19 protein-coding genes are annotated in these 16,314 nt (G+C 63.0%); 6 read left to right on the top strand and 13 right to left on the bottom strand.

Annotation, left to right across the window (positions count from 1 at the left end; translation table 11 throughout):
• The 4 genes from ACR65N_RS21865 to ACR65N_RS21850 all read right to left on the bottom strand — a co-directional run.
• On the bottom strand, positions 1–440 hold a 440-nt coding region (locus tag ACR65N_RS21865), incomplete at its 3' end, for an alcohol dehydrogenase catalytic domain-containing protein (RefSeq protein ID WP_440457307.1).
• A gap of 359 nt (positions 441–799) precedes the next feature.
• Positions 800–1,621, bottom strand: a complete 822-nt coding sequence (locus ACR65N_RS21860) for a quinoprotein dehydrogenase-associated putative ABC transporter substrate-binding protein (RefSeq protein ID WP_440458744.1) — start codon at positions 1,619–1,621, stop codon at positions 800–802.
• A gap of 193 nt (positions 1,622–1,814) precedes the next feature.
• The gene (locus ACR65N_RS21855) at positions 1,815–2,342 is read right to left on the bottom strand and encodes a c-type cytochrome, methanol metabolism-related (protein WP_440458743.1); all 528 of its coding nucleotides are present in this window, start codon (positions 2,340–2,342) and stop codon (positions 1,815–1,817) included.
• 170 nt (positions 2,343–2,512) lie between these two features.
• Positions 2,513–4,417: a methanol/ethanol family PQQ-dependent dehydrogenase gene (locus ACR65N_RS21850; RefSeq protein ID WP_440458742.1), complete on the bottom strand. Its 1,905-nt coding sequence runs from the start codon at positions 4,415–4,417 to the stop codon at positions 2,513–2,515.
• A 556-nt stretch (positions 4,418–4,973) separates the two neighbouring features.
• On the opposite strand from ACR65N_RS21850, the gene ACR65N_RS21845 reads away from it, so the two are divergent.
• Positions 4,974–5,171, top strand: a complete 198-nt coding sequence (locus tag ACR65N_RS21845; protein ID WP_430304893.1) for a hypothetical protein — start codon at positions 4,974–4,976, stop codon at positions 5,169–5,171.
• 27 nt (positions 5,172–5,198) lie between these two features.
• Here ACR65N_RS21845 and ACR65N_RS21840 read toward each other — a convergent pair whose 3' ends face one another.
• The gene (locus ACR65N_RS21840) at positions 5,199–5,408 is read right to left on the bottom strand and encodes a hypothetical protein (RefSeq protein ID WP_440458741.1); all 210 of its coding nucleotides are present in this window, start codon (positions 5,406–5,408) and stop codon (positions 5,199–5,201) included.
• A 282-nt stretch (positions 5,409–5,690) separates the two neighbouring features.
• Here ACR65N_RS21840 and ACR65N_RS21835 point away from each other — a divergent pair, with 282 nt between their 5' ends.
• Positions 5,691–6,071 (top strand): c-type cytochrome, encoded by a 381-nt coding sequence (locus tag ACR65N_RS21835; protein WP_440458740.1) that lies wholly within the window; start codon positions 5,691–5,693, stop codon positions 6,069–6,071.
• 26 nt (positions 6,072–6,097) lie between these two features.
• Here the strand turns inward: ACR65N_RS21835 and ACR65N_RS21830 are convergent, their stop codons facing one another.
• The 6 genes from ACR65N_RS21830 to ACR65N_RS21805 form a co-directional block, all read right to left on the bottom strand.
• The gene (locus tag ACR65N_RS21830) at positions 6,098–6,718 is read right to left on the bottom strand and encodes a hypothetical protein (protein ID WP_440458739.1); all 621 of its coding nucleotides are present in this window, start codon (positions 6,716–6,718) and stop codon (positions 6,098–6,100) included.
• On the bottom strand, positions 6,718–7,587 hold the full coding sequence (locus ACR65N_RS21825; RefSeq protein ID WP_440458738.1) for an ABC transporter permease: 870 nt from the start codon (positions 7,585–7,587) through the stop codon (positions 6,718–6,720). The genes ACR65N_RS21830 and ACR65N_RS21825 overlap by 1 nt, the downstream gene beginning before the upstream one ends.
• Positions 7,584–8,411 (bottom strand): ABC transporter ATP-binding protein, encoded by an 828-nt coding sequence (locus ACR65N_RS21820; protein WP_440458737.1) that lies wholly within the window; start codon positions 8,409–8,411, stop codon positions 7,584–7,586. Before ACR65N_RS21820 ends, ACR65N_RS21825 begins: the two co-directional genes overlap by 4 nt.
• A 75-nt stretch (positions 8,412–8,486) precedes the next feature.
• Positions 8,487–8,975: a cupredoxin domain-containing protein gene (locus ACR65N_RS21815; RefSeq protein ID WP_440458736.1), complete on the bottom strand. Its 489-nt coding sequence runs from the start codon at positions 8,973–8,975 to the stop codon at positions 8,487–8,489.
• A gap of 40 nt (positions 8,976–9,015) precedes the next feature.
• Positions 9,016–9,993: a YVTN family beta-propeller repeat protein gene (locus ACR65N_RS21810; protein WP_440458735.1), complete on the bottom strand. Its 978-nt coding sequence runs from the start codon at positions 9,991–9,993 to the stop codon at positions 9,016–9,018.
• Positions 9,994–10,029: 36 nt separating this feature from the next.
• Complete coding sequence (locus ACR65N_RS21805) at positions 10,030–11,235, bottom strand: ABC transporter substrate-binding protein (RefSeq protein ID WP_440458748.1); 1,206 nt, start codon at positions 11,233–11,235, stop codon at positions 10,030–10,032.
• Positions 11,236–11,661: 426 nt separating this feature from the next.
• Here ACR65N_RS21805 and pqqB point away from each other — a divergent pair, with 426 nt between their 5' ends.
• Genes pqqB through pqqE form a run of 4 tightly spaced genes read left to right on the top strand, consistent with a single transcriptional unit; the run spans position 11,662 to position 14,772 of the window.
• Positions 11,662–12,600 (top strand): pyrroloquinoline quinone biosynthesis protein PqqB, encoded by a 939-nt coding sequence (pqqB, locus tag ACR65N_RS21800; protein ID WP_440458734.1) that lies wholly within the window; start codon positions 11,662–11,664, stop codon positions 12,598–12,600.
• Positions 12,597–13,358 carry a pyrroloquinoline-quinone synthase PqqC gene (pqqC, locus tag ACR65N_RS21795; RefSeq protein ID WP_440458733.1) on the top strand — a complete coding sequence of 254 codons (762 nt, stop codon included), beginning with the start codon at positions 12,597–12,599 and terminating at the stop codon, positions 13,356–13,358. The genes pqqB and pqqC overlap by 4 nt, the downstream gene beginning before the upstream one ends.
• Entirely contained in the window at positions 13,355–13,651 is a 297-nt protein-coding gene (gene pqqD, locus ACR65N_RS21790) for a pyrroloquinoline quinone biosynthesis peptide chaperone PqqD (RefSeq protein ID WP_440458732.1), read from the top strand. Before pqqC ends, pqqD begins: the two co-directional genes overlap by 4 nt.
• A complete protein-coding gene (gene pqqE, locus ACR65N_RS21785) occupies positions 13,648–14,772 on the top strand; it encodes a pyrroloquinoline quinone biosynthesis protein PqqE (RefSeq protein ID WP_440458731.1) in 1,125 nt (374 codons plus the stop codon). Before pqqD ends, pqqE begins: the two co-directional genes overlap by 4 nt.
• 87 nt (positions 14,773–14,859) lie before the next feature.
• Here pqqE and ACR65N_RS21780 read toward each other — a convergent pair whose 3' ends face one another.
• A complete protein-coding gene (locus ACR65N_RS21780; RefSeq protein WP_440458730.1) occupies positions 14,860–15,780 on the bottom strand; it encodes an NADP-dependent oxidoreductase in 921 nt (306 codons plus the stop codon).
• Positions 15,781–15,785: 5 nt separating this feature from the next.
• Positions 15,786–16,232 carry an ester cyclase gene (locus ACR65N_RS21775; RefSeq protein WP_440458729.1) on the bottom strand — a complete coding sequence of 149 codons (447 nt, stop codon included), beginning with the start codon at positions 16,230–16,232 and terminating at the stop codon, positions 15,786–15,788.
• Positions 16,233–16,314: the final 82 nt, after the last annotated feature.

Raw genomic sequence — 16,314 nt, 5'->3', positions numbered from 1 at the left:
AGCACCGTGTAGTTGGCGAAGGTCGAGCAGCCCATGTAGTGGTGGATCTTGTCCTTGCCGATCGAAAACCGCGAGGTACCGTCGGGCATCAGTCCCTGGCCTTGCGTCGAGCGGATGGCGGTGCAGAGGTTCGTCTTGCGCGAAAGGCAGGACGGGCACTCGCGGCATTCCGGCGTGTAGAGCGGAATGACGTGGTCGCCCTTCTTGACCGAGGTGACGCCGGGGCCGACATCGACGACGATGCCGGCGCCCTCATGGCCGAGGATGGCCGGGAAAAGGCCTTCCGGATCGGCGCCCGACAGCGTGAAATCATCCGTATGGCAGATGCCGGTGGCCTTGACCTCGACCAGCACCTCGCCGGCCCGCGGGCCTTCCAGCTGCACGGTCATCACTTCAAGCGGCTTGCCAGCCTGAACGGCAACGGCGGCGCGGACATCCATGTTTTGCTCAACTCCGTTTCGATCTGTTGCATCGGGCCCTTGGGCCATGACGGTTGTTCCGGCAGCCGCTTCCTGCCGGCCGCTCTATAAAGACCCGCCACCCTTTTTGCCGGACGGTCGGCGTCGCAGGCTCTCGAACCACCGCCCTCGGAGCGAGGCGAACAGACGGCCGCCCACGGTCATCCATCTGCCCACGCGAGCCGTTCGGCCTGTTCCCTCCGGCTCAGACGTTCACCTCTCTCAATCCCGCGGCTCGCCGTCATGCCCGCATTCCAAAGACCACCGCCGACATCGGCCTCGGCAACCGCTCAGTCTGCAAGGGGGCTGCCGCCCCCCTTGGCCTTGGCCGCAGCCGCTCGTCACTCGGCGATCCTCTGATCCTGTTCGTCGAGCAAAGGCACGCCGTATTCCAGCAGCAAAGCGTCGATCCGCGGCTGGTTGTCCTTGATGAAGGTGTTCAGCGTCCGCTTCCAGTTCTGATCGGAGGGGCGCACGCCCATGGTGATCCGATAGATCATCCGCTGACCACCCTTCTCGTGCGTCAGCGGCACGAGCACCATGTCGGCCCCGGTACGCGCCGCATAATAGCCGGCCATCGGACCCCAGATGACTGCCGCATCGATCGATCCGGCAGTCATGTCCCGCATCATCAGTTCCGCCATCGACGGCGCCCGGCGGCTGTCGATCATCAGCGGATAGACCTTGGCATCGCCCATAAGCTTGGCGGCGGCCATGTTTGCTGTCGGCGGCGTACCCTCGACGACCCCGATCCGCTTGCCCGAGAGTTTCGGGTCGGCCAGCGTCTCCACACCGGCAAGCGGGCTGTTCTTCGGATAGACCAGGACATAGACCGAGCGGTAATAGGCATTGGTGTTCTGCACCAGTTCGTCGCCCTGCGCGTAGCCCATGACGATGTCGCAGCGGTTCGCACCGAGCGTGTTGCGCACGAAGCCGGTGATCGACGGAAACCAGGTATAGGAAACGGACTTCCGCCCGGTTCCCTCGGCCACCATCTTCGCAAGTTTGTCTTCGAAGCCCTCGCCGCTTTCGTCGGAAAACGGCATGTTCGACGGATCGGCGCAAACCCGCAGGACATCCGGATCGACGAGTTCTCCGGCAGCGCCAAGACCAGCATTCTGGGCATGTGCCTGATGTGGCGCGACGGCAAGAACACTGGCCATGCCGATAGCTGCCAGGAACGTGAGATGCACGGCCGCGCCAACAGCCCTCCACCCGTTCCCCGACCGCCTGCGATTAGACGCCGGCATTCCTGTCTCTGCCGGCGCCGCCTTGAGCCCCCACCCATGCGGCCCGTGGACGTCGCTAGACACGCCTGCAGATTTTGCCAGACGCTGCTCTCTCCAAGTGCTCATCCTAGCCTCCCATGCAGGAGGCTTCGTAATCCTTGGCCCCCTGTGGCTTGTCGGCCTTTTTCGGCGGACGACCCCGGGGAGCGGCCCCGACGGCCCGGGCCCGCAGGTAGACATAGATGTCGTCGAGGTAGCAGTAGACGTTCTTGTTTTCGCCGAAGGCCGGCATGACGTTTTCCTTGCCGCCGCCGACATTCTTGCGGCCTTCGGCGACGATCGACAGGAAGCCTGCATAGTCCAGCGTCTTCAGGCTTCCAGCAAGCGCCGGCGCATAACTCGATCCCACCCCGTCGGGTCCATGGCAGACATGACAGTCCGAGTGATAGCGGCGATAGCCGCTGAACGTATACCAGTCGACCGTGCCATCGTTCTGGATCTTGAATGTCGGCACGCCGTCCTTGTCAAAAAACTTGCCGTCCTCTTCGCTGACAGCCTCGGCCTTCTGCCTATCGTCGTCCGGCAGAGCCGAACCGGTGGTAAAAAGAGACACACTCGCTGCGCAGAATGCCAGCATCGCAATGCGAAATGCCATTGATGAACCTCACATTTCAAACATCCAGCACAGGACTGAGCGCGCCTTCAGGAACATCTCGTTCGCGCGTTCCGGATGCGGAAAACCATCGGCTTGCCGCACTCGCCTGACTGGATCATTCCGGAGAGAAAGGCAGGCTGCGCCACGCCGGCGCAGCCTTTGAGCGCATCTCAGTCGGGAAGCGCGAACACGGTCAGCTGTCCGCCGAGCGTCGTGTAGTCCGCCAGTGCGGCATAACCGCCGACGGCGCCGAGGCCCGCAGTACCGACGACCGCCGCTTCATCGCCCTGGGCACGCCCCTGGTCGACGGCGCCGTGCCAGGCGGCCGCATTTTCCGGTGCCAGCAGTCCGCCGGCCAGCCCGATGCCGGCCCAGCCGCCGACCCCAGACAGGACTGCGATGAACTGCTTGCCCTCATGCTCGTAGGTATTGATGTTGCCGATGATGCCGGATGGCGTCTTGAACCGGTAGAGTTCCTTGCCCTCCAGATCCACCGCCTTGATGTAGCCCTCCAGCGTTCCGTAGAAGACCACGTCGCCAGCGGTTGCGAGCGCCCCGGACCAGACCGAGAACTGCTCCGGCTTCGACCAGACGATCTCGCCCTTGGCGGCATCCCAGGCGATGAAGTTGCCCATCCCGCCATGACTTTCCGGCGCCGGATACATGGACACTGTCGCCCCGACATAGGGCTGACCAGCCGTATAGCTCACCCTGTAGGGTTCGTAATCCATGCAGACATGGTTGGTTGGCACATAGAACAGACCGGTCTTCGGCGAGTAGGCGGCCGGCTGCTGATCCTTGGAGCCGAGCGCCGCGGGGCAGATGCCGGTCGAGTTGGTATCCTCGCCATTCTGCTGGGTCGAATACTGCGCCACCACCTGCGGCCGCCCGTACTGCTCGCTCTTCGGATCCATTACGACTTCCGTCGCCCAGTTGACCTTCGGATCATATTTCTTGGCCACCAGCAGCTCGCCGGTATTGCGATCCAGCGTATAGCCGAAGCCGTTGCGGTCCATATGCACCAGCACGTCGCGGGGTTGGCCGTTGATCTGCATCGCGTCGACGAGGATGTTCTCGTTGACGCCGTCATAATCCCATTCGTCGTGCGGGGTCATCTGATACAGCCACTTGGCCATGCCGGTATCGGCATCGCGGGCCATCAGCGTCATCGACCAGCGATTGTCGCCGGGCCGCTGCACCGGGTTCCAGGTGGACGGATTACCGGTCCCGTAGAAGATCAGGTTGGACTTGGCGTCGTAGGAGAACCAGCCCCAGGTCGTGCCGCCGCCGGTCTTCCACTGCTCGCCCTCCCAGGTGTTCATGCCGGAATCCTTGCCGACAGGCTTGCCCAGATGGGTGGTCTTTTGCGGGTCGAGCAGCGTTTCCGCATCCGGCCCGGTGGAATAGGCCTTCCAGGCCAGCGAGCCGTCCTTCAGGTTGTAGGCGGCGGTCCAGCCGCGCACGCCGAACTCGGCACCGGAAATGCCGATCAGCACCTTGTCCTTGACGACCAGCGGTGCGGCCGTGCCGGACTCGCCCTTGCCGCCATCGTTCTGGTCGCCGTTCTTCACCGACCAGGCAACCTTGCCGGTCTTGGCATCGAGCGCCACGACCGTCGTGTCCGCCTGATTGAGGATGATCTTGCCATCGCCATAGGCGACGCCGCGGTTGACGGTGTCGCAGCACATGATGCCGATGACGTTCGGATCCTGCTTGGGCTCGTATTTCCACAGGATCTTGCCGTCGTTCTTCAGATCCAGTGCATAGACGATGTTGGGGAACGGCGTGTGGATATACATCACGTCGCCGATCACCAGCGGCCCGCCTTCGTGACCGCGCAGGACGCCGGTGGAGAAGGTCCACTTCACCTGCAGGTTCTTCACGTTGTCCTTGGTAATTTCTTTGAGTTCCGAATAACGATGATTGGCGTAATTGCCGGTCGGCATCGCCCAGTTCTTCGGATTGGCGGAAAGCGTCGTCAGGTCGTCATTGGCGAAGACCGGACCGGCGGCACCGGCGGTCAGAAGACCGGCAGTGGCCAGAGGCAAGAAAGCAAGATTTCCAAATACACGCATATGACATCCTCCCGATGCGCATTATTCACACGGGGTTCGTCATCACGAACCATCGTGTGCTCCAAGGCAGCCAAGTGATTCATGCTATGTGCGGGAAATCATTCCGTCAGCGTTTCACGGGATGCGAGTGGCCAGGGGGCACCATATTGCCATCGCAGACCTTCGGACCTTACCCCTCCCAAAAGTAAGGCTTGAAGCCGGAAATCAAGTGGAAGATAGGCGATCGGCCTGATATACGCAAGTGTATTCTCGGGTCCCACTCCAAACCAAAGTAATTGCTGCTTTGCGAAGAAATATATTGCGGTTGCTCAGCAGTATAGATTTGAGGCAATGCGCAGGAAAACAAAGTATATTTGATCGCCTGTCGTGACGGGACGTCAATATGAACCGCGAAAACCGGAGGTTGAAGATGTACGCTCGAAACGTCTTGCTCGCATGTTGCTTGATGTCACTCGTGCCAGCGGCGCCGGTTATCGCCCGGGATGGGTATCCCACCACTACAGTGGTAGACTACGTCTTCGGTTGTATGAAGGCAAATGGGCAGACACCCGATTCAATGAGAAGTTGTTCTTGCTCGTTCGACGTCGTTGCGTCCATCATCCCCTACAGTCGCTACGAACAGGCCGAGACCTTTCGCAGCCTTGCACTGCAGACGGGCGAGCGAGGCGTGTTGTTTCGCCAGAGCGCACCGGCCAGATCGGCCGTTTCGGAACTGCGCCGCGCCCAGGCGGAGGCCGAGGTTCGGTGCTTCTGACGGGGCGTTATCCCGACCGTCGGGGTTTCAGATCCGCTGACTGCCATCGGGGGTGGCGCATTTCCAACGGATGATCTTGAGAGCCGGATGTTCCGCCGACCATTTGGCGATTTCCGCCGGCGCAAGGATCATGCACTGAAAGAGCGAGCCGCGGCTTTCGAAGAGCAGGTGCTCGTCGCGGCAGTTGTTGGGTTGGGCTGCCAGGCAGACCCTGAGGATAAGATCGACCATGTTCATCGAACAGTCTCCGACCGCCCCTACCGGCGCTCGCCGCTGACGGCTGCCATACTCCACTTGGGGAGAGGGCTCTCAGATGCGCCTTCCTTCATGTTAGGCGCCTCTAAAAGCCGCGTCAATCGCCTGAGCCACGACACGTCTGAGCCTGGAAGCCGGTTGTCGTTGACGAGAACGTCTCCGGTGAGGTTGACTTGGCTTCAACAAGAACTACCCTCAAGTATAGGGCGCGCCTGCAGGATCGGTAGAACCTGCCCTGCTGCGCACGCCTCCGGGAGGAATTCTATGCGTGCCATCTGTTATATTGGCGCCGTCGGCATGGTAATCTCGATGGCGGGAAGTGCATTTGGGCAGGACGCGGCTGCGGGCGAAAAAGTCTTCGCCAAGTGCAAGGCGTGCCACGTCGCCGATACCGACCAGAACAAGATCGGCCCCTCGCTGAAGGGCGTGATCGGACGACCTGCCGCCTCGCGCGAGGGCTTCAAGTATTCGGCTGCCATGGCCGATGCCGGCAAGGCCGGCATGGTCTGGGACGAAGCCAGCCTGACGACCTACCTCCGCGATCCGAAGGGGGTCATCAAGGGCACCAAGATGGCCTTCGTCGGCTTGAAGACCGACAAGGAGATCGCCGACGTGATCGCCTATCTGAAGCAGTTCTCGCCCTGACAGCTCGGCCTCGACTGGCACCGACCCTACCGGGCGGCAGGCTCGGCCAGCATCTTCACCAGCGCATAGAGCCGCTGCTCGATCAGGGTCGGCACCTCGCAGACGAAGGTCAGCGATTGCGCGCGCTCCTGGAACACCCGCGTCTGGAAGATCAGCCGTTCGGTACGCACCGCCACCTCGTTGCCGGCATCGCCCTTCGCCCGCAGTTGGTCGAGCGCCGACGCTTCTCTCCGGAGGCTTGCCGCCATGTCGCGCTGCCGATGCGCATAGCGGCCGATGCCGGAGATGACGTGGGCCCGCTCGCCGTTCATCTTGTCGAACAGGCCCTGCACCAGCATGCCGATCTGCTTCTGCGCCTGCCCCTCCGGCAGCCCCGCCCGAAAATCCCGGATCCGCTGCTGTGCCTCCGGCAGCGTCAGGCGCCGCGCCGCAAGCGCATCAACCAGGTCCGATAGCGCCGCATCCCTCGTCCAGTCGCCAGCCTCAGGCGGCAAGGCAGGGCCGGTCCAGATCTGGCTGATCGACAGCTGCGGTACCTTGCGCTGGATACAGGGCCAATCCGGATCGTCCCCCTGGGCCGCAAGGGCCGACGGCGCGAAGGCAAGGCCCAGCATCACGCTCCAGGCGATCTTCGACATCCACGTCATCACGCGCCACCCCCATCCTGCCGGCGGCTGAGCAGGCCGTTGGAGGGGTCGTAGGCAAGAATGGCGGCCCCGAGAAACAGAAGGGTGCAGCCACCGACGACCGCCAGCGACACCCAGTCGATCCGGCCGTAGAGCGAAAAGCGGACCAGTTCGACTGCATAGGTGAACGGGTTCGCCTGGCAGATCCGATAGAGAAGCGGGCTGGATTCCTGGATGCGCCACAGCGGATAGAGCGCCGACGAGGCAAAATACATCGGAAAGATCACGAAGTTCATGATCCCGGCGAAGTTCTCGAGCTGTCGGATCATCGACGACAGCAGCATGCCGAGCGAACACAGCATCATGCCGGCAAGAAACAAAGCCGGCAGCACCATCAGGTAGCCGGAAGGCGGCGGCTTGACGCTCCAGAACCAGGCGATGGCGAGGAAAGCATAGACCTGCACAATCGATACCGCGACGCCGGCCAGCAGCTTCGATACCAGCAGGAACCAGCGCGGAAACGGGCTGACCAGCAGGATGCGCATATTGCCCATCTCCCGGTCGTAGACCATCGACAGCGACGACTGCATGCCGCTGAACAGCAGGATCATGCCGCAGAGGCCGGGCGTGATGTAGACCTCATAAAGGACGTAGGTCTTGTAGGGCGGGATGATCGAGACCCCGAGCACTTGGCGGAAGCCGGCGGCGAAGACGAACAGCCACAGCAGCGGCCGTACCAGCGACGAGACGAACCGTTCCCGCTGGTTGAGGAACCGCAGCCCTTCGCGAACGGTAATCCCGCGCAGACAGGAGAGATACTGGGGAAGTCGGAACCCCCGGCCTTCGAGGGCCGCTGGTCCCTCGCCCTCGATTCGTGCCGCAAGGCTCATCGAACGGCCCCCTTCGTCGCTGCAGTGCCCGAAGAGATGCCGATGCCTGCGCCAGCCGGCGCCGGCACCAACCCGCTGAGAGCGGCGAAGGCCTGCCTGATATCGCTGGTACCGGACTGCCGAACGACTTCGGCAACGGGACCAGCCGCCAGAACCCGACCCTTGTCGAGGATAACCACATCATCCCCCGCATCGACCTCGTCGATCAGGTGCGTCGCCCACAGCACGCCGATGCCGTCGCCGCCGACGAGCTGCCGGATGGTGGCGAGAATTTCGGCGCGCGAGCGGATGTCGAGGCCGACCGTCGCCTCGTCCAGCAGCAGCAGCGAGGGCCGATGCAGAAGCGCTCGGGCGATCTCGACCCGCCGCATCTGCCCGCCGGAAAGGCTGCGGGCCTTGTCGTGCAGCCGGTCGGCCATGTCGATCTGCGCCAGAAGCGCCCGAATGCGGCCTGACGCCTCCCGCCGGCCGATGCCGTGCAGCGCCGCGTGATAGGAGAGGTTCTGGCCGACGCTGAGGTCGAGATCCAGCGTCCGCGCCTGGAACACCACGCCGAGGCGCCGCAGCGCCTCCCCCGGGCTTCTGCGGATATCGTGGCCGAAAATGCGGATCTCTCCCTGCCGAGTGTCGTAGAGCCGGCTGATCAGCGAGAACAGTGTCGTCTTGCCGGCGCCGTTGAGGCCGAGAAGCACGGTGAACCGACCCGGCGCGATGGCGAAGGAGACCGCATCCAGCGCCGTTTTCTGCCCATAGGAATGACTGAGCATCGAAACATCGAGTGCCAGGGGCACGGCTGCGTCCTCGACCCTGCCAAGACTGTTCATGACGTCTTCCTCCTCATCGGACGATAAGGCCCGGCCGCAACGGCTGCCGGACCCTTTCGCACTCCATCTGCGACGCTACTTGATGGTAATCGTGCCCTTCATGCCCTTGTCGGCGAGGTCGGGCACGGACCACGTGTAGCTGCCGGGCCGGACGGCGGTGAATTGCACCTGCATCGTTCCCTCGCTGTCGAATTCGAGCCAGGCCGGCGCACCGTTCATGTGGACCTCGAGATCGTTGATGACGATCTGGTTCATCCAGACGTTGCGGAACAGGTCGGTGACGAACTTGTATTCGAGCCCGGCGTCGGAGGTGATTTTCCAGCGATATCCCTGTCCTGCGACGAGTTCGAAATCCTTGCGATTGACGGCGAAGCTGTCCTTCGCCGATCCGAGGACCAGTTCCGGCACATCCTTGCTGGCCCGCGTCACTTTCTGGCTGGCGTCGGCAGCCACCGGCTTGTCGTCGTCGTCGTCATCGACCTTCTTTTCCTGCCCAAAGCTGGAACTGGCCGACAGCAAAGCTGCGGCGCAGACCGCGACCGCCAGACCTCTGTATCCCTGCATCGTCTTCTCCTCCGCTTGTGATTGTTCAAATGCCGCCTCGTTATTTCGGCGACACCACGACCCCCCAGGGCAGCGCACCGACAGTCACCGATTGCGTCGGCTCGTCCGTAGCGACGTCGATGAAGGTGATATCGTTGGAAACGCCGTTGGTGCTGATGATCGTTTTCTGGTCGGGCGTGAACGCCAGCTGCCAGACCCGCTGGCCGACCAGCACATATTTTTCCACCCTGTAGGTGGCCGTATCGACCACCGCGACGCGGTTGGCCGGACCTAGCGCCACGTAGGCTTTCTTGCCGTCGGCGGTGATCCGCACCCCGACCGGCTGGATCGCCTCCGATCGCAGGCCGGGAATCTCGAAGCTGATCTTGTGTTTCACCGCACGGCTGGCATTGTCGATGACGGACACCGTGCCGCCGATCTCGGCGCTCACCCAGACCTCCGATCCGTCCGGCTTGAACTCGGCGAACCGCGGGCGCGCATCAACCAGCACGTTGTGGGTGATCTCGTGGCTTTCGGTGTCGATGAAATGCGCCATGTTCGTCGTCTCCGACGTGTTGACCATGGTCTTGCCGTCCGGGCTGATGCCCATACCTTCCGGCTCCACCCCGACAGGCACCTCCGCCAGCACGTCGCGGCTCTCGATGTCGATCACCGTCACCAGGTTGTCGTCCTCGTTGGCGACATAGAGCCGCTTGCCGTCCGGCGACAGCACGAACAGTTCGGGATCCGGACCGGACGGCAGCGACCCGACGATCTTGTGCGTTTGCGTGTCGATCACCTCGATCGTGTCGTCGTCGCTGGCGCAGAGATAGATGAACCGGCCGTCATGCGAGATGGTGATGCCGCGCGGCCGCTGCCCGACGGGGATCGTCTCGACCACCGCACCGGTCGTCGTGTCGACGACCGTCACCGTATTGTCCTTCTCGTTGGAAACATAGGCCATGAAGGCATGCGCCGGGCCGACGCCCCCGAAGGCAAGCCCAAGTGCTATACCCGCCAAAGTCAATCGTCCCTGCATTTGCCCCCTCCCAAGGCTTGATCCGTGTTGCCGCGCCTATTTCAGCACGCACTTTGTCTCCGGCCGGTCCACGCCCAGCGTGTCGAGCTCGGAAAACTGGTGCAGGAAGCCCTCCTGTGGCGAGGTCGACACCACCGAGCGGCTGTCGCCCAGAAAGATCGGCTGGCGCAACTGCCAGTTCCATGGCCGGAACGTCAGCTTCTGGCCCTTGAAGGCGGCGATCGAGAAATCCGGCGCGTGGATGAAGTCGGCGATCCGCGCCGGCTCGGCGCTCTTCGTGCGCGTAGCCGCCTCACCGACGATTCTCACCGCCGTCCAGGACGACATGTCCTTCGACAACATGCGACGGCCGGTGACCTTGGCAAACCGGTTCTGGATCTGGGTACCGCCCCATTGCTCGCTTGCCGGATGCCAGGCGGATGCCACCAGGCCCGCAGTGCCGGCGACAGGCGTCGGGCGCCATGTCCGGAACGGCACATAGGTGCCGAACACCTCGCTTTCGTCGGCCACCAGCAGCACCTCGTGATCGGGCAGATCCTGGGTGAAGACGGGCATCTGCCGCTGGATCTGCACGACGCCGCTGTCGGTCCGGCGTGCCGTACCGGTGTCGGTAAATTCCTTCTCGGCCACGATTTCGCCGCCGAAGCGGGTAGCAGCACGGCGCAGTGCCACGGCAAACAGCCTATCCGTCTCGTGCGAGCCGTGGATAAGCGCCCAGCGGCGCCATTGCTTCCAGATCAGATACTGCGCCAGTCCGTCCGCCAGCATCGTGCGGGTCGGCGCCGTGTGAAAGACGTTCGCCCGGCAATCCTCTTCGCGCAGGCTGTCGTCAGTCGAGCCGATGTTGAAGATCCAGACGCCCCTTTCGCGGGCAAGATCAGCGATCGACAGGATCTGCCCGGCCGAAAGATCGGCTAGAACGAACGTTACCTGCTTGTTCAACAGCATGTCGAAGGCCTGCACGACATCGGCGTCGGGCTTCACCTCCGCCACGTCAAGCGAGAAGGCCTGGCCCATGAACCGGCCGGTCGTGTTGTTGTCGGCGATCGCCAACTCGGCTCCGGCAACACCTTCGTCGCGCGGCGCGACGTCCAGAACCGAAAGCGCCAGCTGCGGCGCATAGGCGCGCAGGTAACCGAGCTTGATCTCCTGCGTCTTCTGCACGCCTGGGCCCGGCTGCTGCGCCGCGGCAGCTCCGGCATACAGGCTCGATACGCAGAGCCAGACGAGAACGATGAACAGATGACGCACCGCAAACACGCTCCCTCAAGGGACGTCGCACAGCGATCCCGACACGAGGGTCGGGTCCGTGCAGTTGTTTAGGTGCCGAGGTCAGACTACCGCGAACGGGCCGGATTTCAACCTGAAAATATCGGAGGCGCCGCCATCCTCCCGCAGCGGTAGTATGAGGGCTTTAGCTTCGGGCTATTGTGGAGTAGAGTGAAATTGGCCGCACTGGCCAAATGGAAGGAGGAAATGATGAAGAAGATCTGGAAGAAGCCAGCGATGTGCACCGTTGCTGTTGGAATGGAAATGTCGCGTTATTTTCCTGCCCAGCTTCCCGCAAGGAAGTAGCGAATTCTACCGTCCCATCCGGCCATCCGGGTGGGACGCCCTGCAGGCATGCGCAAAAAGCCGTGGCCGTGCCGCGGCCGGGAGATTGTGTCCATGCATCTGAAGATCCTGGGATCAGCCGCGGGAGGCGGCTTTCCCCAGTGGAACTGCAATTTCCATTTGAGCCGGAGAGCGCGTAACGGCGTCGCCGGCGTGAGACCGAGGACCCAATCCAGCCTTGCGGCAAGTGCCGACGGGACGGGGTGGATCCTCTTCAATGCATCGCCGGACATTCGCGAGCAGATCGCCGCGAGCAGATGTCTGCAGCCGAGCGAGACCGATCCCCTGCGCTCGACGCCGATCCGCGCCGTGGTGCTGACGAATGCCGACGTCGATCACATAGCCGGGCTGCTCAGCCTGCGCGAGAGGCAGCGTTTTACCCTTTACGCGACGCGCCGCGTGCTTTCGGTGCTCGAGGAAAACTCGATCTTCAATGTCCTGGACCGCGGCCTTGTCGACCGGCGCGAGCTCCAACTGGATAGACCGACGCCGATCCTCGACTGGCAGCAGCAGCCGACCGGGATCACCGTCGAAGCATTCGGTGTGCCGGGCAAGATCGCCCTCTTCCTTGAGGACGAGGCGAAGGCAGCGGATGATTTTGGCACGCAGGAGGGCGATACGGTCGGCCTACGGATCACCTCGGACGCCGGAGCGCCGAGTGCCTTCTATATTCCAGGCTGCGCACGCATCGATGCCGACCTGAAGAGCCGGCTCGACGGGGGCGCCTGCCTGATGTTCGACGGCACGGTGTTCACCGACGACGAGATGCTGACGGCCGGCGTGGGATCGAAGACCGGCCAGCGCATGGGTCACATGCACATGTCCGGACCGGACGGATCGATGGCGGCGCTCTCCGACATTGCAATCGGCCGCCGCATCTACGTGCACATCAACAACACCAACCCTGTCCTCGACGAACGGTCTCCCGAAGCAGCCTTGGTTAAGGACAGCGGCTGGGACGTCGGCTTTGACGGCATGGAGGTTCGACTGTGACAGAATTTTCGGACGCTGCACGTAACGGCCTCACCCCGGCGGAACTCGAAGACGTGCTGCGCCAGATCGGCGCCGAGAGCTATCACAACCGCCACCCCCTGCACCACAAGATGACCGCAGGCGAACTTACCAGGGGCCAGATGCAGGCCTGGGCGCTCAATCGCTATTGCTACCAGTCGGTGATCCCCCGCAAAGATGCGATGATCCTCGCGCGCGCCGAGGATCCGGCGTTTCGGGCGGAGTGGCGCAAGCGCATCGAGGACCACGACGGAACGGATGGCTGGGACGGCGGCATCGCCCGCTGGGTAAAGCTTGCAACCGGGCTCGGGCTCGACAGGGATCTCGTCGTCGGCGAGCGGGCGGCGCTCCCCGCCACCCGCTTTGCGGTCGGCGCCTATCTGGCGTTCTGCAGCAATCGCAGCCTGCTTCAAGCCGTCGCTTCGTCGCTCACGGAGCTGTTCTCGCCGATGATCATCAGCGAGCGCGTGCCGGCGATGCTGGCGAAATACGACTACATCAGCGCCGATATCCTGAGCTACTTCAATGCCCGCCCGGCACAGGCCTCGCGCGATGCGGATTTCGCCCTGGCCTACGTGGTGAAGCGGGCGAACACGGCCGAGCAACAGCAGTCGGTCATCGACGCATTGGTGTTCAAATGCGACGTGCTTTGGTCGATGCTGGATGCGCTGGAGCAGGCCTATGGCGAGCACGGCCATATTCCGCCGGGCGCGTTTGATCCAGGGAGGGCCTCGCCATGAGACCGCGCCGCAAACGCGCCGTCGTGTCACAGGTCTCGATGCCGGCCCTGAAGCCGCATGCACGCCTGCAGTTCGATCCGGTGCGTGGCGCCTGGGCACTGCTGTCGCCGGAAAAGGTGTTCTGGCCGGACGAGGTGAGCCTCGACATTCTGCGGCTGTGCGACGGGCAGCACACGACAGCCGAGATCCTCCATCAGCTGGCTGCGCAGTACGATGCGCCGGTCGAAGAGATCGCCGAAGATGTGGAAGCCTTTCTACAGGAATGGTCCGACCGGTTTCTGGTGACGCTATGAGCCACGCCACCCTCCCGCCGATCGGCATGCTGGCGGAACTGACGCATCGCTGTCCGCTGCAATGCGTCTACTGCTCGAACCCTGTCGAGCTGTTGAAGGCCAACCGCGAGATGCCGACCGAGAGCTGGATTGAGCTCTTCGAACAGGCCGCCGATCTCGGCGTGCTGCAGATCCACCTGTCCGGCGGAGAGCCGACGCTGCGACCGGACCTCGAGCTGCTGATCGGGACGCTGTCGCGGCGCGGTGTCTATACGAACCTCATCACCGCCGGCGTCGGCATTGCCGAGGGCCGTATCGAGGCGATGGCGGATGCAGGGCTCGACCACGTGCAGATCAGCTTTCAGGGGGCTTTTGCGCCGACGACTGAGAAGATCGGCAACAATCGTGGCAGTCATCAGAAAAAGATCGAGACGGCACGCCGGGTGCGGGCAGTTGGCCTGCCGCTCACCATCAATGCTCCGGTGCATCGCCACAACATGGAGGAAGTGCCGGCGTTCATCGATCTGGCGCTGGAGCTGGATGCCGAGCGGCTCGAGATCGCCAATGTGCAATATGCCGGATGGGCGCTGCTCAACCGCAATGCGCTGATGCCCGATCGGCAGGCCGTCGAGCGCGAGGTGGAGATCGTCCGCGCGGCGCAGGAACAGCTCTACGGCATCCTGACCGTCGATTTCGTCACCCCCGATTATTTCGCCATCTACCCGAAGCCGTGCATGGGAGGATGGGCACGCGACGCCTTCATGGTGGCGCCCGACGGCACCGTACTGCCCTGCCATGCGGCGGGAACAATCCCGAACCTCGTCTTCGAGCGTTTCGGCGATCGAAACCTTGCCGACATCTGGCACAACTCTCCCGCCTTCAATGCCTTCCGCGGCACCGACTGGATGGCCGAGCCCTGTCGCAGCTGCGATCGGCAGGAGATTGACTGGGGCGGCTGCCGCTGCCAGGCGATGGCGATCGCCGGCAGTGCCGCGGCGACAGACCCGGCCTGTATCAAGTCTCCGCTGCATGCCCGCATGGAGGCGCTGATCAACGAGGCGATGGCGTCCGACCGCGATGTTTTCCAATATCGCCGCATCGGCGCCGCGCCCGGTCTGCCGCCGGCAGCAACAATCCGCTGAACATCGTACTTTTGCCCGCTATAGTCTAACAATCGATGACCGCCAGCGACCACGTCTGCAATCGGGATAACTTCCGACCCCCCCTGGTCAGAATGTCACAATGATCTTGCCGCGTGCCCTGCCGGAGGCCTGGCGTGCGAAGGCGTCTGGAAAATCATCGAGCCCAAAGACGCTGTCGATCAGCACGGTGCCGCCGAACGCCTTGTGCCGCTTGACGACCTCGGCAAGCCGCCGACCGTCTGAGGTATGAAACACGAAGGCACCTTCCACCTCATGTGCGGCCAACAAGTCAACGTCCGGGGGAGAGACGGTCGACAGCAGTCTGCCGCCGCTTCGAAGGACCTCCAGCGACCGTCGCTGGGTTTCGCCACCAACCGTATCGAGCACCAGGTCGACACGGGATACCAGACGTGTGAAGTCTTCGGTCCGATAATCGATAATCTGGTCGGCCCCGAGTTTCAGGGCAATATCGACGCCATCGCCGGACGCGGTCGCGATGACGCGCACGCCGAGTGAGCGGGCGATCTGGATCGCAAAACTTCCCACCCCTCCGGCTCCGGCATGGATCAGCACCGTCTGGCCATGGGTCAGCTTGGCCGTCTCAGCCAAGGCTTGCCAGGCGGTTGCGGCGGCCGTCGGCAGGCCTGCCGCCACGTCGAACTGCAGGTCGTCCGGGAGCAGCACCAGCTGTTCCTCCGGCACCACGGCATCTTCGGCAAATGCGCCGCCTCTCGTCGGATCGAGCCGGGCAATGACGCGGTCGCCCGGACGCCAGCGCGATGTCAGCGACCCTGTCCTTTCGATGACCCCGGCGAGGTCCGTGCCGAGCAGCGACGGGAAGTTGAGCGGAAAGACATCGTGGAGGACGCCAAGCTGGAGTTTCACGTCAAGCGGATTGAGTGCCGCCGCCCTGACCCGGACCAGAACCTCGTTAGGCGCTGGCTCGGGAAGCGTGATCTCGGCAAGCACCGGTGCCTGGTAATAGTCATCGAGACGAATGGTTTTCATGCTGGTCACTCCTGCGCCGCCGGCAAGGCACCCATCTGCGCAAACCAGCCCAGCCAGTCTTCCATGTGCCAGGTCTGTGTGAGCCGACCATCTTCGATCGTATGGAACTCGTGGATCGGAAGGCTGAAGCTCTTGCCCGTAGGAGCGACGCCGAACAGTTCGCCGACATGGCGACCGGTCATGACCGCACGCACAGCAACTTTTCCGGGCACACCGATAACCTCTATGATGTCGATCTTCAGGTCCGCAAAGACTGCCGAAAATCCGGCGATCAGGGGCTTTGCGCCGTCCCGCCCCGGCGCCTGGCCCGGTGCCAGCGGAATGTCCTGCCAGTCGGGGGTGACGCACTCGTCGAGGAGATCCGGTCGCCCGGCGAAGGCCTGGTAGAAGGTCTTCAATGTCTCAAGATCCTCAGCACGCACTCCGGGTGCAGGAAAGGTCGTGTCGCTCATGTCGCGGTTCCTCGTGGTCGATGAACGAAACCTATCTCTGCTGGGAACATGTTTGAAATCGATAACCAGTATGAAGTAACAT

Source organism: Rhizobium sp. SAFR-030 (assembly GCF_059415005.1).
The sequence above is the reverse complement of the archived record's forward strand: the minus strand, read 5'-3'. Positions and strand labels throughout refer to the sequence as shown.

Coding starts and splice junctions, on each gene's coding strand:
- ACR65N_RS21860 (WP_440458744.1), bottom strand. CDS start 1,621: ATGGCCAGTGTTCTTGCCGTCGCGCCACATCAGGCACATGCCCAGAAT.
- ACR65N_RS21855 (WP_440458743.1), bottom strand. CDS start 2,342: ATGGCATTTCGCATTGCGATGCTGGCATTCTGCGCAGCGAGTGTGTCT.
- ACR65N_RS21850 (WP_440458742.1), bottom strand. CDS start 4,417: ATGCGTGTATTTGGAAATCTTGCTTTCTTGCCTCTGGCCACTGCCGGT.
- ACR65N_RS21845 (WP_430304893.1), top strand. CDS start 4,974: ATGAGAAGTTGTTCTTGCTCGTTCGACGTCGTTGCGTCCATCATCCCC.
- ACR65N_RS21840 (WP_440458741.1), bottom strand. CDS start 5,408: ATGAACATGGTCGATCTTATCCTCAGGGTCTGCCTGGCAGCCCAACCC.
- ACR65N_RS21835 (WP_440458740.1), top strand. CDS start 5,691: ATGCGTGCCATCTGTTATATTGGCGCCGTCGGCATGGTAATCTCGATG.
- ACR65N_RS21830 (WP_440458739.1), bottom strand. CDS start 6,718: ATGACGTGGATGTCGAAGATCGCCTGGAGCGTGATGCTGGGCCTTGCC.
- ACR65N_RS21825 (WP_440458738.1), bottom strand. CDS start 7,587: ATGAGCCTTGCGGCACGAATCGAGGGCGAGGGACCAGCGGCCCTCGAA.
- ACR65N_RS21820 (WP_440458737.1), bottom strand. CDS start 8,411: ATGAACAGTCTTGGCAGGGTCGAGGACGCAGCCGTGCCCCTGGCACTC.
- ACR65N_RS21815 (WP_440458736.1), bottom strand. CDS start 8,975: ATGCAGGGATACAGAGGTCTGGCGGTCGCGGTCTGCGCCGCAGCTTTG.
- ACR65N_RS21810 (WP_440458735.1), bottom strand. CDS start 9,993: ATGCAGGGACGATTGACTTTGGCGGGTATAGCACTTGGGCTTGCCTTC.
- pqqB (WP_440458734.1), top strand. CDS start 11,662: ATGCATCTGAAGATCCTGGGATCAGCCGCGGGAGGCGGCTTTCCCCAG.
- pqqD (WP_440458732.1), top strand. CDS start 13,355: ATGAGACCGCGCCGCAAACGCGCCGTCGTGTCACAGGTCTCGATGCCG.
- pqqE (WP_440458731.1), top strand. CDS start 13,648: ATGAGCCACGCCACCCTCCCGCCGATCGGCATGCTGGCGGAACTGACG.
- ACR65N_RS21780 (WP_440458730.1), bottom strand. CDS start 15,780: ATGAAAACCATTCGTCTCGATGACTATTACCAGGCACCGGTGCTTGCC.
- ACR65N_RS21775 (WP_440458729.1), bottom strand. CDS start 16,232: ATGAGCGACACGACCTTTCCTGCACCCGGAGTGCGTGCTGAGGATCTT.